The sequence below is a fragment of the Pseudoalteromonas sp. SWN29 genome (assembly GCF_015864465.1).
Taxonomy (GTDB): domain Bacteria; phylum Pseudomonadota; class Gammaproteobacteria; order Enterobacterales; family Alteromonadaceae; genus Pseudoalteromonas.
This window is the reverse complement of sequence record NZ_JADYXE010000031.1, coordinates 1-14,991: the sequence shown is the minus strand read 5'-3', so window position 1 is coordinate 14,991 and position 14,991 is coordinate 1. Positions and strand designations below refer to the sequence as shown.

Sequence of the window (14,991 nt, the reverse complement as noted above, 5' to 3'; positions counted from 1 at the left end):
ACTTGTTAAGTTGGTAGAAGATTAGCAGCAGAAGTTATAAATTTGAAAAGACTCCCTATCTCACAGTTACTCCCAGGTATGTTTGTGCAAGGTGTTACCAGACAAACTGGCAGTATTAAAATTAAAAACCAAGGCTGGGTTAAAACTCAGGCTAGTATTAATAACCTCATAAAAGCAGGCATTTTAGAAGTAGAAATTGACCCTGATAAAACCCTCATTGATTCAGTCCCTGAAAAAGATCCTATCGCTACACCTATAACAAAAATAAAGCGTGATCCTTGGCAAAAAACACACAGTGCCGAACAAGAAATGGGAAAAGCAAAAAAGCTTTACGATGAGGCAAAAACACTCCAACTAAAAGCATTTAAAGATATAAAAGCAGGCCGCGATATAGATATTGCGCCGTTTAGAGAGCTAGCTAGTGGCTTTATGGACTCAGTTTTTAGAAATCAAGACGCACTAGCCTGCCTTACACAGATGCGCCAAAAAGACGCTTACCTACTTGAGCACTCAATAAATGTCTCTATTTTAATGGGCATTTTTGCAAAGCATTTAGGCATAGATAAAGACATTATTGTTGAGCTAACAACCGGCGCACTACTGCACGATATTGGTAAAATAAAAATTCCTGATGAAGTGCTCAATAAACCAGGCCGTTTTACTGACGACGAATTTAAAATAATGAAAATGCATTCGCTTTTCAGTAAAGAGATTTTAGAAGAGGCCGGCTTAACAGGTGTTGCTGTTGATATTGCAGGAATGCATCACGAAAGACTCGATGGTAAAGGCTATCCGTTTGGTAAGAAAGGCGATGAGATAAGTCAGTACGTACGTATGGCGTCAATTGTTGATGTGTATGATGCACTCACTGCAGAGCGTGTTTACAAAGCAGGTATGGAGCCAATAAAGGCGTTTAAAATATTAAAAGACGGATGCCATGATAGTTTTGATCCTGTTCTACTTAATAAATTTATTCAATGTATTGGTATCCATCCGGTAGGAACGCTCGTTAGATTATCGAGTCAAAAAGTGGGTTTGGTTACTGAGAGTAACCCAAGCACACCACTAAAACCGGTAGTTAAAACATTTTACAGCGCTAAACATAGCCGCTATACCGAAGTAAAAGATATCGATTTATCTAACAAAAAAACAGTAGATACTCTCGAATCAGCTGTTAAACCCAAAGAATATAATATTGATTTAGAACGCTTTTATAAAAATTCAATACTTTCCTAAAACAATTGAGAGCTCAATATTCTATTGAGCTCTCAAACATAATATCTAAGTACTTACTGCGGCCAATCTTGCAGTGCTTTTAGGCTAAATTCATAACCATCAAAATCAAGTACACTTTGCTCAGGTGTAATCTCTCTTACAGTTAGAACGCCAATACTCTCTCCTTCATGTAACTCTCGGCCATTTAGCTTGATCCAACGCTTATCAGCGCTCGATGAATAAATATGCGCTTGATATTTAATGCTAGGCAACATTGATTGCAAACCATCAGGTAGTAACTCTACAGGCTCAACACGTGATGACGTTTTTGATGCATGAGTAACTTCATAATCTTGATTTTTTTCTACGTCTTGTATAGCTTGCGCAAACGCATTTTTAAGCGTTGTAGGCACCGCTTCAAGTTCAGGGTCGCTCACTTGTTGAGCCTGACTACTGCCATTAATTGGCTTACCCAGCACCTTATATTTACTCATATCTAGTTGAGCAGATGATGTATTTTGACTTTGATTTTGCCCAAACACCGAAGCGTTTTGCGTATTGCTTGGGGCGTAATTACTTTGTGGGTTAAATACTGGCTGATTATAATTTTGAACTGGCATTACTTGTTGCATGTTCTGTTGTTGATTATAACCTGCTGCACTCGCCCCCTGACTTGATGGCATAGGAATATATTGCCCATTTGGGGTTAATAGCATTTGCTGCACACCAGTAGGCGTTTGCACGTGCACAAGTTGCCCTTCAATCGTGGCAGTATTTGTTGAAGTTGCTTTGGCTGGTTCTAACTTAGCTATTTGTATTTTTTCAACTTCATTATCTATTTGCTTAATTTCTTTTTTAGGTGCTAAATTTTCGCTTTCAGCCACCTTAATTACAGCGGATTGTGATGTATTTAATAAAGTAGTACCTTGAAACCACTTACCCGTAGTAAAGCCACCAGCTACTGCAATAAAAGCACCTAAACTAGTACCAAAAACTAATGCTAATCGTCTATAACGCTTAAGTGCTTGCTGTTGCTTTAACTGCTCTGATTGCAAGTCGTACTGTTCAGCACTCATATCTGATTGCTGCGACTGCTTTAGCGCATCTAATAAATAAGACATAACTTACCTAACTATAAAATAAATGAAAGCCCAATACCTACGGCAAATAAAGCAGCGAATGCAAGGCTATATGGTACAAATGACGTTGCTTTGTTAGCCTCATTAACTGGCGCTACAAAATCCATGGGTAATGACTCATGTGCTGATTTTTTTATTATATCGCTATCAACTATCAACTGCTGCTTTGCAAAAGTGCCTACCAAAGCACGCTCACAGACCAAGTTCATTAATCGTGGCACACCACCGGTTAATTGATGAACAGCCTGCATGGCGTCCATCGAAAAAATGCCTTTTTCACACCCTGCAACATGTAACCGATGCTTTATGTAAGCAACTGTTTGGCCTTGCGTAAGTGGTAATAAATGGTAACGAGCTGTTATTCTCTGGGCAAGTTGCCTCAGCTCATTGCGCTTTAAAAGTTCTTGTAACTCCGGTTGGCCAACCAATACTATTTGTAATAATTTTTTATGATCGGTTTCTATATTGGTTAGCAAACGCAATTGCTCAAGCACATTAGGAGCAAGTAATTGCGCTTCATCAATAATAAGTATGGTATGCCCACCCGATTTATTATTGGTCTCTAAATGCTTTTTTATAATATCGGTAAGGCTTTTAAGCGTCGCATTATTAGTATCGTAACTAATGTTGAGCTCATCACAAATACTGGCTAATAACTCCAGCTCTGAAAGTGCTGGGTTATGTATCATCGCTACTTGAGTGTTTTCAGGCAATTGTTCTAACATGCTGCGGGTAATTGTTGTTTTACCTGTGCCTACTTCACCTGTTAATAATACAAAACCACCGTCTTCACCTAATCCGTAGGTAAGGTGTGCTAAGGCTTCTTTATGTCGTTCACTTAAAAATAAGTAATGAGGGTTGGGCGAAATTGAAAAAGGTTTTTCATTCAGGCCAAAATAGCTTAAATACACCGTGATGTTCCTTCGTAATTAAATCACGGCCTATAATGGCAAAAAAACGCGCTAAGTGACAACGTTGTAAGCGCTTTATTATTGAAATAACGTAAATTTATGTAAAACAAAAAAATGCAGCCGTTTTAAGGCTGCACTTTTGTATATCAAATTTTTTGATGTACTTTATTTTTCGTAGCGTACTAACCGTAAATACACATTACTGGTTTTGGCATGCAAGCTATTCAGCCCACTATCAAATTGATAAACCCACGCCGAGCTCATAGTGCTCACACCCGATGTATTTGACCAATAGTTTTGAAGCTTAGTACCAAAAAACACCTCTTCATTAATGCTCGGCTCGGTGCAACTGTGCTCTAGAATACTCGCTAATTCTTTAATGTTAGGCATTTGCCAATCATCGTAATCTGCGGTTGTATCATTTTTAGCACCGCGAAGCGCTTCTTGCCAAGTAAGGGAAGGTGTAGAACCTTCACAAAGCTGGGTCTCTGTATTATAAGTTTGCCCATAACTACAGCGTTGCCACATTAGGCCAGTTCCTGTATCAGAAACCGTACCGTCTGTATTTATGGTAAATCTATCTGTCGGTGTTGTGGTATCTGCACCGACGTAGCAAGTTTGCGCCGCTGCAATATTAAAGCTCAAGCTTATAGTTGCTAGTGCATAGAGTAATTTTAATTTCATTATTTTCTCCTAACGGCTTCTAACTAAACGTACATAAGCGAGCTTTTCTTTTGGATAAGCAAGGTCGTTACCATTACTCATATCTATAATATACGCTTGCGATAAACTTGTACCATCGGCTGCAGTTTGCGAGGTCCAGTACGGTAAATCCACACTTTCTATATCACCTGATTGAGGAATATAAGGAAAAAACGATTCGTCTATTAGCACTCTTTGCCCTTGTTTCCCGTAATCAATTAAACCTAAAAGCTCGTTATAAGTTGGTAAGCGCCAGTTTGTACCACCACAGAAATCTAAGCTATTCACTTCGTTTATATAACTTTGCACGCCGCAACTGGTATCATCCGGACAAGTTGAATTGGCTGTACTGGTATCGGTAAAAGTCGTAGCTCCTAAATCCCAAAAGTAATGATTTTGCCCTTCACGCAAACTTGTATTTGGCAATACTCCAGATGATTCAGTTTTTACTTCCCATACAAGCCCAGTAACATTATCGCGTATACAGGTAAAGTCACTACTATCATCACCAACTTCATCAGCAAACTGATTTAGTTTAGTATAATCAAACGCTAAATTACCTTTGCCAACCTTATCTAAACGATTTGCATAGCTATCGCGTCCGAGCTCTGCATCTTGCTCTGGAAAATCATCGCTTTCACAGTTAATGCGTTGTGTATTGTTGTAACACTCACCAACACCACTATCGTTTATAAGCCCAAGCGCTTTAGGTGATACATCAACAAATAAAGAGTCTGTATCGGTACGTCCTTTTGAATCAGTTATCGTTACTTCAAAGCTCAATGTGGATTCAGTATCTACATCAGAGGCAAAAAATGTCGTTGTACATTGGTTGCTATTACTTAATGTTTCGGTATTACCGGTAAGTTGTTGCCATTTACACTGATAGGTATCGGTAACAGTTTCACTACTTGTTGCATCAAGCGTTACTTTTTCAAACTCTTCAATATTTTGATCAGCACCTGCATTTGCATCCACTAATTCATTTGTTTTGTTAAGCGTCATTGAATATTGCGTACTCGCCTCACCGCCTTCATCATCGGTAACGGTTAGCTGCCAAGATAAATTTACGTTACTTTCAAGTAATGGATGAGAAAAGCTAAGCGTTGACTCATTAAAGCTCGCAATATCTAAATCAGGACCTGATAGCAATTGCCACAAGTAACTATCAATTTGGCCATTATCGTCAGGATCGCTCGACTCAAGAGCGCTTAAAGTCACCGTATCTTTGTAAACGGAAGGAAGTGTTTCAGGAGATGTTTGTGTAATAACAGCAAGAGGAAGTTGGTTATTAGAGCTCACTGAAATAGAAATATCGTCACTAACAGCGCTACTACCCGTACTTTGATAGCTTACTCTTAAGATTATTTCACTATCAGCTTTTACATCCGGTGCGGTAAGTGTTTGCTCAGCGCCATCAAGCGGAAAGCCTTCTAAGCTTGGGCCGCTAACTTGCTGCCATGAAAACGTACCATCAGCGGGAGAGCCTTGTGCTGTGATGGTAAATTCAGTTTTTTCGATAATTTGTAAATCGATTCCAGCATTAACAGAGGTTTCTACAACTGTATTATCGCTATCACCGCCACCGCCTCCACACGCACTTAACAAACCACAAGAAATGAGAGGGATTAAAGCAAACGCTTTCATACGCAGCACCTTTTTTATGTCAAATAATTACTATAGTGTAATCACAAGCAATAAAGATGCCATTAAAGCACTACAGATAAGTATCTTGATGAATACGTACAAATAGCTTTGTACCTATTTTACTGTAATCAATTTTATACTCTCGACCATCTAACGCTTGAATAAACAATAACTGTTTTTCTTCGCCAAATATATCAGCGCTACTTACATAAACCATCTCTAAATAACGCTCTTTTGCGTCGCGACGGTTTTTGGGTAACTCTTCTTTAAATGGCTCCAAGCCATGTTGCGTTACTTTAATTTTGGGATGAATTTCAGAGTTTACAATCACTAAATCAAGTTTTTTATCTTTATGTATTATGGTATTTCGACCACTTTTTAAAAAAGCTCTGTCTTGGCTCATTTTCTTTCCTACAGTCGCAGCTTAATTGTTAATTTGCGACGCTATAAACTGACTAGGCTCGCGCTTCCATTTATTTAAGTTAGCACTAAATGCCCAAATATCTCTATCTAATACACTGGCAGGTAATAATAAATCGTAACCTGTTAGCAGTTGAAGGTGCTTAGTTCTGTTAGCAAACATGGCTATAAGACCAGTATAGCTTACCCCTTTATGGGATGTGTACTGTGTATCTTCTATTAACCATTCTGATGGGCAACTGCCATTTTTGCAATGTTTTTGAACAACTTGCATAAACAAATTACGCTGCTCTATTAAAAGTTTCCCTGCAATTCTTGGTGCAAAATTTGTTAAAAACTCATCTATGTCGTTTACTTTAACACCCACCGCATTGAGCTCTAAGTAATCAAGGCCATCTTCTACTTTTGGTATACCGCTGTGATGGAAGTTATTACGAGACATGCTCCAAGCCCCATATTTATGGCAATAAACAAGCTCCGATTCACTTATCAAAAGGCTATAATACGGCTCTTGAGTTTTTAAATATCCAATAAAAATAGCGGCAATACACAAACTCACTAAAAACACTTCAAGGATGCTAATTTCACCTGGCCTTAGTAAATTAAACAACATAATAAAAACTAAGCCTATAGCACCGACTGCAAGCACCTCAATTGCGTTTCGCGCACCTTGTGCCCGAAATTTAATTACATTGTTAGATTTATCCATATTGGTAAAACACCATATAAAAAACAAACATAATAATGGCCCAAATTATGATCTTTCTTGTTGTTATACATAAGTTACAGGTCGTTTTAAATTTCATACATTACCGCTTTATCCTCAACAAAATAGGAACAATGAATAAATCTTATTTACTTTTACGCTTAACGCACAAATTTATGAGACACATAACCGCCTTTTCTCGGTCTTATTTCGTACAATACATATAATTAATTTTCAGGTATGAAACGATGTACTCAAGACAATCAGGTAAAGCTCTTTTTCCATTTATTATTACATTACTACTAATATTTAGCGTTTATTTATATTTACCCGCTAGCCACGGCGAACAAGCCGATTCATCACAAATGTCTACCCAAGTTATGGCTCATACTGTTACCTCTCAGGAAAACGCAGTGATGATAGAAGCCATTGGTAGCGCACGTGCAAACCAAGCTATTTATATAAAAAGTGCACAAAATGATTATGTCACCGATATATATTTTAAAGATGGCGACCTAGTCAGTAAAGGACAAAAACTAGTACAGCTACAAAGCCAACAAGAACAGCTTGCAGTTAAAGAGCTTGGTATTAATTTACGTGAAGAAAAACGTCAGTTAGATCGCCTAACCGAACTTTCACGTTCGCAATCAACGGCAAAGTCGTTACTTGAAGAGCAGCTATCTCGTGTTGATGCAACTGAGGCTCAACTAGAAAGCGCTAAAACAAAGTTAAATGAAATGACTATTACCGCGCCATTTTCGGGCCTGTTAGGTAAGCGTGAAATATCAATAGGTGCCTACGTAAGCAATACAACAATAATAACCACACTTGATGATATTAGTATTATTAAAGTTGACTTTAAAGTACCTGAAAAATATTTAGCACAATTAAATATGGGTATGAAGGTGCTTACCCAAAACGATGCCTACCCAGGGCAGACATTTACTGGCAAGGTAACGCATATTAGCTCGCGTATTGATTCGGTAACACGCAGTGTTGAAGTAACTGCAAGTTTTGCTAATAAATCAGGCTTATTACGCCCTGGTATGTTACTAAACACAGCGCTTGAGCTTAGTAGTAACCAAGCTTTAATGGTGCCAGAAAAAGCCGTTATCCCTTTACAAGACAAACACTTTGTTTTTCAAATTCAAGACGGAATAGCTAATAAAATTGAAGTGCATGTTGCTGGCAGAAATAATGGCTGGGTTGCTATTGATGAAGGCTTAACCGATGGCGAGCAAATTGTTACTGAAGGGCTAATAAAAATTCGCTCTGGAAGTAAAGTAAGCGTAAAGGGGTAATACGTGAAAATTACAGATACTAGTGTTAAACGCCCTGTTTTTGCCATTGTAATTAATTTACTCCTTCTTACTTTTGGATTGGTTGCATTTACTATGCTGCCACTTCGTGAATATCCGGATATTGAAACGCCGATTGTAAATATCAGCACTGAATACACTGGTGCTTCTGCCGAAATTATAGAAACAAAAATAACGCAAATAATAGAAAACCGTATTTCGGGTATTGAAGGTATTAAAAGTATTAACTCATCGAGCCGTAATGGACGTTCAAACATTACTATTGAATTTGATATTAACCGCGACATAGATGCCGCATCTAACGATGTACGCGAACGCGTGGCTCGTGCACTAGATAGCTTGCCAGATCAAGTACGCCCGCCTGAAGTATCTAAATCAAATAGTGATGAAAGCCCTATTGCATGGTTTGTATTAAACAGCGAAACAATGGACTCGTTACAGCTCTCTGATTACGCACAGCGCTTTATTGTTGACCGCTTAGCGGTGGTAGATGGCGTATCTAATGTACGTATTGGTGGTGAGCGTCAATACGCCATGAAAATTTGGCTAAACCGTCAAGCAATGGCTGCACGCGGTATTACTTCAAGCGACATTGAAAATACACTTCGTACAGAAAACGTTGAGCTACCTGCCGGTGAAATAGAATCAATAGACCGTGACTTTACAGTACGTACTGCACGTAGTTATAAAGATCAACGCGATTTTAAAAATCTGGTAATTAAACGCGGCGATGAAGGCTATTTAGTACGTTTAGGTGAAGTTGCTGATGTACAGCTAGAAGCTGCCGACGACGAAAGCTTATTCCGTGGTAACGGCCGCAATATGATTGGTTTAGGTATTGTAAAACAAGCTAAAGCAAACACACTTACTGTAGTAGATAACGCACGTAGTGAGCTTGAAAAAATCAAACGCAATTTACCTGAAGGCACCACAATTCAAGATAGCTACGATTCGTCTGTATTCATTAAAGAGTCAATTAATGAGGTTTACAGCACACTTGCCATCTCTATGGGTTTAGTCGTACTCGTTATATTTTTGTTTTTGGGCAGCATAAGAGCAACGCTTATTCCGGCAGTAACAGTACCGGTCGCACTGGTTGGTAGCTTTATGTTTTTATTAGCAATGGGCTACTCAATCAACTTACTAACGTTGCTTGCCTTAGTTCTTGCCATTGGTTTAGTAGTAGATGATGCCATTGTAATGCTCGAGAATATTCACCGTCGTATTGAATTGGGTGAACCACCGTTACTAGCTGCATTTAGAGGCGCGCGTGAAGTAGGTTTTGCCATTGTAGCAACCACTCTTGTGCTTATATCTGTATTTGTACCACTGGTATTTATGGATGGTCGTATAGGCGCATTATTTACTGAATTTGCTATGGCGGTAAGTGCTGCTGTATTTTTCTCAAGTGTTACCGCTCTTACACTCGCACCAGCACTGTGCTCTAAAGTACTTAAAGTATCAGACAAACCAAATAAGTTTAGCCAATGGATGGATCGTCAATTTACTAAAATTGAAGTAAGTTACCGTAATTCACTCTCAACTAACATAACTCGTAAATGGGGTTTAATGGTGAGCCTATTATTAGCTGGTTTTGTTAGTTACTCGCTGTTTTTACAAGTTCCTTCTGAGCTAACACCAAAAGAAGACCGTGGTACGTTCTTTATTATGATGAGCGGCCCTGAAGGCGCAAGTTATGAAAATAATGCCGCTAATATGGCTAAAATTGAAGAACGCCTAATGCCCTATTCTGAAGCCGGTGAGCTAAGCCGTGTACTTGTTCGAGTTCCTGGTTGGGGTGGCAGCGGCGGTGTTGCGATTGTGGGTATGGCCGATTGGGATAAGCGCAAACGCTCAACGTGGGAAGTAATGGACGAAATAAGCGGTAAAATGCAAGAAGTTACCGATGTTCGTGCATTTGCCATTATGCGCCGTGGTATTGGCGGTGGTGGCTCGTCTCGCCCTATTGAGTTTGTATTACAAGGTAACGATTACGCACAGCTAGCTGATTGGCGCGACCGTATAATAAAGCGTGCAGAACTAAATCCTGGTCTTGTAAGAATCGACCATGATTATAAAGAAACCTTCCCACAGTTTTTAGTGAGCATAGATAAAAACAAAGCCGCTGATTTAGGTGTATCGGTGTCTGATGTAGGCTCAACCCTTGAAACAATGCTGGGCCAGCGCCGTGTTACAACATTTATTGACCGTGGTGAAGAGTATGATGTGATTTTAAAAGGGACTAAAGAAGATTTCACCAACCCTACTGATATTTCAAATATATACCTTAAATCACGAAGCGGTGAACTAGTCCCACTTGATAGCCTTATCAGCTTAAAAGAAGAAGCAACCGCATCGCGCTTAAACCGATATAACCGTATGCGCGCAATTACATTAAGCGCCAACTTAGCTGACGGTTACACACTTGAGCAAGCGCTTAACTTTTTAAACGAAGTAGCCGCTGAAGAAAACGATATAGATGGCGCAGTAGATTACAAAGGTGAATCGCAGCTTTATTACGAAGGCGCATCAGCGATGACCTACGTATTTATACTTGCACTAACCGTTACCTTCTTGGTGCTTGCTGCACAGTTTGAAAGCTTTATGCACCCGTTTGTAATTATGCTTACTGTACCACTTGGCTTAATGGGCGCTATGTTTGGTTTATGGTCTACAGGCCTCACGCTCAATATTTACAGCCAAATAGGTATTGTTATGCTCATAGGTTTAAGTGCAAAAAATGGTATTTTAATTGTAGAGTTTACTAACCAATTACGTGATAAAGGCGTTGAGTTTAGTGAAGCAATACTACAAGCGGCTACCCAGCGTCTTCGCCCAATAATAATGACCTCACTAACAACCGTTATGAGCTCTGTTCCTTTGGTTTTTGCCTCAGGCCCCGGCGCCGAAAGCCGTATGGTAATTGGTGTAGTTGTATTTACTGGCGTTATTGTATCTACCCTGCTGACTCTTTTTGTTGTACCTGCAGCGTATTATGCTCTATCGAAAAATACACAGTCACCTGAGTTTTTACAACAAAAGCTGAATAAACAAGCTGCTGATAAACCTTTCGAAGAGATCTAATCTCTTTATTGCGCCGTAACCTTGTTGTTGCGGCGCATACAATTTATGCTCGCCTTTAAACTCCATATACATTTTAGGAATACTTATGAGCTCAACAACGCAAGTAGCAACATTTGGTGGCGGCTGTTTTTGGTGTATAGATGCAGCATTTAGACGTGTAAATGGCGTATCAGATGTGAGTTCTGGCTATACCGGTGGCGAAACTGACGCCCCAACCTATAATTCTGTATGCTCTGGCACAACAGGGCACGCTGAGGTTGTTAAAATTGAATTTGATACTACTGTAGTTAGCTTTGAAACATTGTTAGCAATGTTTTTCACTTTGCATGATGCAACACAATTGAATCGCCAAGGTAACGATATAGGCACACAGTACAGAAGCGTTGTTTACTATCACGATGAAGCCCAACTAAAGCAAACCAATGAAATGATAGCCCAACTGCAAAGCCATGTGAGTGAACCGATTGTGACAGAAGTGAGCCCTGCTACTACGTATTATCCGGCAGAGCATTACCATCAAGATTACTATAACGAAAACCCACAGCAAGGTTACTGTAGTATTTTAATAGCACCTAAATTACACAAGTTTGAAACCGTATTTAAAGAGTTTTTAACTGAGTAACTAAATTTAGTCGCATAGTAAAAAGCCCGATTTAAATCGGGCTTTTGTCTATGTATTCAAACTAAAAGTGGTAATTAGAATTGGTAGCTTGCGCCTGCAAAAAAGCGACGCTCAGGTGTGTTGTAGTAATACACTTCACCCGTTGTAAAATCAGCGTTTGAATCAACCGCGTTGTATTCTTTATCAAATAAGTTTTCTACACGAAGCGAAACTTCAATGTGTTCATTTACTTGATAATTACCGGCTAAGTTCCAAAGTGTGTATGAGCCTAAACGCGTTACAGCACCTTGTCGGTCACTACGATATTGCATGTCTAAGCTTGCATCAAATGCACCAAACTGTTTTGCAAGTTCCCAGTTAAAGGTACGTTTAGCAACATTGCGTAACTCTGCACCTGTTTCTTTATTTTCTGCGCTTAAGTAAGCAAAGTTAAGGTTACTATCAAAACCAAAAAGCTGCTGAGACAAGCTAAATTCAACCCCTTCAAAGCGCGCTTCATCGATATTAGCGAGTGCAAAATTTGCGTCGTAATCAATTCTATCTTCAATATCGTTTCTGAATATTGCAACATCAACTTGTGTAATGTCAAAGTCCACACTCAAACCAAGCTCACGGTTTACTGATTTTTCAGGCTGTAAATCAGGGTTACCAAAGTTTGGAAAATATAAATCGTTAAAGGTAGGCGCTTTAAAACCAGTGCTTTGACTTATTCTAAAGGTTGCATCTTCAGATAAATGATAGCCTGCAGCTGCCGTATAGGTTGTTTCATCACCAAATTGCTCATCATCATCTTGGCGTACAGTTAAGTTAGCAAGAATTTTATCGGTATCGTAGTAAGCACCTACAAACACAGCAAGTACATCTCGACTATCTTCAACAAACACCTCAGAGCTGTGCGATACATCGTCGTTATACCAGTTAATACCACCACTAATATTAAATTCATTAGACAGTTGATACTGACCGTTGTAATCAATTTGAGTACGTTTAGTTATAAATGTGCTGGTTGCAGGCAGTCCAGTGAAAAAATCGACAAAAGTGTTATCTGAGTCATCCGTTGCAATAGCAATATCAACACTGTGTGATTGGTTCGTGTAGTTTTTATTCCAACCAGCAGAAAGTTGATAGTTTTTAAAATCACCTGTTTCAACAGTACTTGTGGCTGGACTAAAACTACTGTCGTAATCAGCAAAACCTTCGCTGTATTGACCAAGTAACTTAAAGTCGCCGTAGTGTGCGTCAGTGTAATTTACTTTAAAACCAAGATTTTTATTCTCGTAGCCATCTTCATCTGGTGCTACGCCTTGCAGTACATCAAAACCATCTGTTTTTTCAAAGCCTGCATTAAATGCTGATGTTATATCACCTGATTTTACAGAGCCTGCCACTTGATAATTTTGGTAAGAATCAGAGCCCAACGTAGCACTCACAGATAAGTTATCTGACTCACGCGTTATAATATTAATTACACCAGCGAGTGCGTCAGAGCCATAAATAGCTGCACGTGAGCCTTTAATAATTTCAATGCGTTCAATACTATTTAAAGGGACATTACTTAAAGCTTTTTCACCAAGTGTTGCGGAGCCCGTACGCACGCCATCAATCAAAATTAACGTATCGCCAGAGCCTGTACCACGAAGTGACACACCTGTATTTTGGCCAAAGCCACCGTTTGGATTAACCTGAAAACCAACTTGCTTGCTTAATAACGTAGGTAAATCACGTACATTGCTTGCTTCTATTTCAGCACGGTCAATAACATTCACACTTGCTAAAACATCATTAATTGACTGCTCAAATTTATTAGCTGTAACGGTTATTTTTTCAATTGATTGTTCTGCGCCAGACACAGAAAATGAAAGCGCAGCAGAAATTGCAACGCCTAGAGTTGTTTTGTTTAACATGAAGTCCCCTACCTTTGCCCACCGCAAAGATTTTAGTAAGTAAGATTGCATCAAGGCCGGTCTCCGGACTCAGTAAGCATGTAAAAACAGGCAATACTTTACCGTTGCGGGGGCAGTGTTGGGGTTGTAGTCATCATGAAAACGCACCAACTTCCCGATTATCTTGCCGTTAGTTTCAATACCTTAAAACCAATGCCTAAGCATTAAGCAAGCACCTTGAAAATATGTCGCTATTGTGAGTATTTTGTTTACAAATGTCAATGGACGTCTATATAGCTAAATCTAGTTAGCTATAAGTTTCACTCAATACTAAAACTTGAAGATACACCGTATTTATCTAGTAGATTTTTAATTTGGGGCTGTATAACTGAAGAGTTAAGAATAGCGTCAATTTTAGACGCTGATATTTTATTTTGCTTAGTATTAACTAAAAAATGAGTATCAAAAGCGGCATCGGGGATTTCACTTTTGTATAGCAAACTCATATCGAAAGCTTTTTGGTCTTTAAAATACTGGTACGCAATGCTATTTAATACGCCAATGTTAGCACGCTTCAGTAACAACATTTTAACCACGTTATATTCGTCTATAGTAAGGCTAACGCCATGCTCCTCACTTAAGTAATAAGCATCAGTATTGTAGCCAGCAAAGTGATACGAATAACCTAATACACCTACTTTTGTTAGTGCTCGTAAATCATTAAAATAATCTTGGTTTTTTGCATTTTCTTTAAGCGCATATAACTCATTTTTTGTGATCATATAAAAACTACTTTGCATAACATTCGAGCGTACAGACTGAGGGATCCATTGCAATGCCATTAAAAATAGAACATCAAAATGCCCCTGTTCAACAGACTTTGATAGCCTTTTAACAGGTAGCGAATTGAGTATAAAGTTAAATTCGATCTGAGAGTCGTTCAATATTTTTATAAACTCAGGTGCAAGTCCCTGCTGTTTTTGTGCATCAATGATGATCGGGAAATAGCCATCTTCAACTAATATATTAATATTAACTGTTTTTGACAAACTAGGTTGTGTAAATAGAGTTAACACAAATAGCAAAAATAATTGATAGGCTTTCATTTAATACTTTGTATAAAAATTACATGTAGTAAATATAGTAGCTTAAATACTAAAAAGCGGATCAATCGAAGGAAAACTTAAGGAGGAAATATATAAAGCGGCTTTAATTAGCAGTAAAAAATTAAAGCACGCTTTATTACAAAGCTTAAAGAGCTTTATTGGTAGTGTTTAGAAATCTGTGTCATTTCAGTATTATTAAGAAAACAGGAGTGACACATGACTCAATCTTTCGATTTC

At 38.7% G+C, this 14,991-nt stretch carries 12 protein-coding genes and 1 riboswitch; of the genes, 4 read left to right on the top strand and 8 right to left on the bottom strand.

The window, feature by feature from the left end; genetic code table 11:
• The first annotated feature begins 42 nt into the window (after positions 1 to 42).
• A complete protein-coding gene (locus I6F53_RS12775) occupies positions 43 to 1,236 on the top strand; it encodes an HD-GYP domain-containing protein (protein WP_197179830.1) in 1,194 nt (397 codons plus the stop codon).
• A 53-nt stretch (positions 1,237 to 1,289) separates the two neighbouring features.
• Here the strand turns inward: I6F53_RS12775 and I6F53_RS12770 are convergent, their stop codons facing one another.
• The 6 genes from I6F53_RS12770 to I6F53_RS12745 form a co-directional block, all read right to left on the bottom strand.
• Positions 1,290 to 2,336, bottom strand: a complete 1,047-nt coding sequence (locus I6F53_RS12770; protein ID WP_197179832.1) for a general secretion pathway protein GspB — start codon at positions 2,334 to 2,336, stop codon at positions 1,290 to 1,292.
• Positions 2,337 to 2,347: 11 nt separating this feature from the next.
• Positions 2,348 to 3,265 carry an ExeA family protein gene (locus tag I6F53_RS12765; RefSeq protein WP_197179834.1) on the bottom strand — a complete coding sequence of 306 codons (918 nt, stop codon included), beginning with the start codon at positions 3,263 to 3,265 and terminating at the stop codon, positions 2,348 to 2,350.
• Between the two features lie 165 nt (positions 3,266 to 3,430).
• The gene (locus tag I6F53_RS12760; RefSeq protein WP_166420873.1) at positions 3,431 to 3,949 is read right to left on the bottom strand and encodes an Lcl C-terminal domain-containing protein; all 519 of its coding nucleotides are present in this window, start codon (positions 3,947 to 3,949) and stop codon (positions 3,431 to 3,433) included.
• Positions 3,950 to 3,958: 9 nt separating this feature from the next.
• The gene (locus tag I6F53_RS12755) at positions 3,959 to 5,614 is read right to left on the bottom strand and encodes an Lcl C-terminal domain-containing protein (RefSeq protein WP_197239778.1); all 1,656 of its coding nucleotides are present in this window, start codon (positions 5,612 to 5,614) and stop codon (positions 3,959 to 3,961) included.
• Between the two features lie 70 nt (positions 5,615 to 5,684).
• On the bottom strand, positions 5,685 to 6,017 hold the full coding sequence (locus tag I6F53_RS12750; protein ID WP_166420875.1) for a hypothetical protein: 333 nt from the start codon (positions 6,015 to 6,017) through the stop codon (positions 5,685 to 5,687).
• Positions 6,018 to 6,038: 21 nt separating this feature from the next.
• Positions 6,039 to 6,743 carry a DUF2982 domain-containing protein gene (locus I6F53_RS12745; RefSeq protein ID WP_166420876.1) on the bottom strand — a complete coding sequence of 235 codons (705 nt, stop codon included), beginning with the start codon at positions 6,741 to 6,743 and terminating at the stop codon, positions 6,039 to 6,041.
• A gap of 245 nt (positions 6,744 to 6,988) precedes the next feature.
• On the opposite strand from I6F53_RS12745, the gene I6F53_RS12740 reads away from it, so the two are divergent.
• The 3 genes from I6F53_RS12740 to msrA all read left to right on the top strand — a co-directional run bounded on the left by I6F53_RS12740 (position 6,989) and on the right by msrA (position 11,765).
• Positions 6,989 to 8,041 (top strand): efflux RND transporter periplasmic adaptor subunit, encoded by a 1,053-nt coding sequence (locus I6F53_RS12740; RefSeq protein ID WP_166420877.1) that lies wholly within the window; start codon positions 6,989 to 6,991, stop codon positions 8,039 to 8,041.
• Between the two features lie 3 nt (positions 8,042 to 8,044).
• Complete coding sequence (locus I6F53_RS12735; protein ID WP_197239777.1) at positions 8,045 to 11,143, top strand: efflux RND transporter permease subunit; 3,099 nt, start codon at positions 8,045 to 8,047, stop codon at positions 11,141 to 11,143.
• 85 nt (positions 11,144 to 11,228) lie between these two features.
• The gene (gene msrA / locus I6F53_RS12730) at positions 11,229 to 11,765 is read left to right on the top strand and encodes a peptide-methionine (S)-S-oxide reductase MsrA (RefSeq protein WP_197239776.1); all 537 of its coding nucleotides are present in this window, start codon (positions 11,229 to 11,231) and stop codon (positions 11,763 to 11,765) included.
• A 74-nt stretch (positions 11,766 to 11,839) separates the two neighbouring features.
• Here msrA and I6F53_RS12725 read toward each other — a convergent pair whose 3' ends face one another.
• Positions 11,840 to 13,669 (bottom strand): TonB-dependent receptor domain-containing protein, encoded by a 1,830-nt coding sequence (locus I6F53_RS12725; RefSeq protein WP_197239775.1) that lies wholly within the window; start codon positions 13,667 to 13,669, stop codon positions 11,840 to 11,842.
• Between the two features lie 37 nt (positions 13,670 to 13,706).
• Positions 13,707 to 13,870: riboswitch (cobalamin riboswitch) on the bottom strand.
• A 98-nt stretch (positions 13,871 to 13,968) separates the two neighbouring features.
• The gene (locus I6F53_RS12720; RefSeq protein WP_197239774.1) at positions 13,969 to 14,754 is read right to left on the bottom strand and encodes an ABC transporter substrate-binding protein; all 786 of its coding nucleotides are present in this window, start codon (positions 14,752 to 14,754) and stop codon (positions 13,969 to 13,971) included.
• Between the last annotated feature and the right edge of the window lie 237 nt (positions 14,755 to 14,991).

What these genes read in the sequence shown, in the direction of transcription:
- I6F53_RS12770 (WP_197179832.1), bottom strand. Translation starts at nt 2,336, where the DNA reads ATGTCTTATTTATTAGATGCGCTAAAGCAGTCGCAGCAATCAGATATG.
- I6F53_RS12760 (WP_166420873.1), bottom strand. Translation starts at nt 3,949, where the DNA reads ATGAAATTAAAATTACTCTATGCACTAGCAACTATAAGCTTGAGCTTT.
- I6F53_RS12755 (WP_197239778.1), bottom strand. Translation starts at nt 5,614, where the DNA reads ATGAAAGCGTTTGCTTTAATCCCTCTCATTTCTTGTGGTTTGTTAAGT.
- I6F53_RS12750 (WP_166420875.1), bottom strand. Translation starts at nt 6,017, where the DNA reads ATGAGCCAAGACAGAGCTTTTTTAAAAAGTGGTCGAAATACCATAATA.
- I6F53_RS12745 (WP_166420876.1), bottom strand. Translation starts at nt 6,743, where the DNA reads ATGGATAAATCTAACAATGTAATTAAATTTCGGGCACAAGGTGCGCGA.
- I6F53_RS12740 (WP_166420877.1), top strand. Translation starts at nt 6,989, where the DNA reads ATGTACTCAAGACAATCAGGTAAAGCTCTTTTTCCATTTATTATTACA.
- msrA (WP_197239776.1), top strand. Translation starts at nt 11,229, where the DNA reads ATGAGCTCAACAACGCAAGTAGCAACATTTGGTGGCGGCTGTTTTTGG.
- I6F53_RS12725 (WP_197239775.1), bottom strand. Translation starts at nt 13,669, where the DNA reads ATGTTAAACAAAACAACTCTAGGCGTTGCAATTTCTGCTGCGCTTTCA.
- I6F53_RS12720 (WP_197239774.1), bottom strand. Translation starts at nt 14,754, where the DNA reads ATGAAAGCCTATCAATTATTTTTGCTATTTGTGTTAACTCTATTTACA.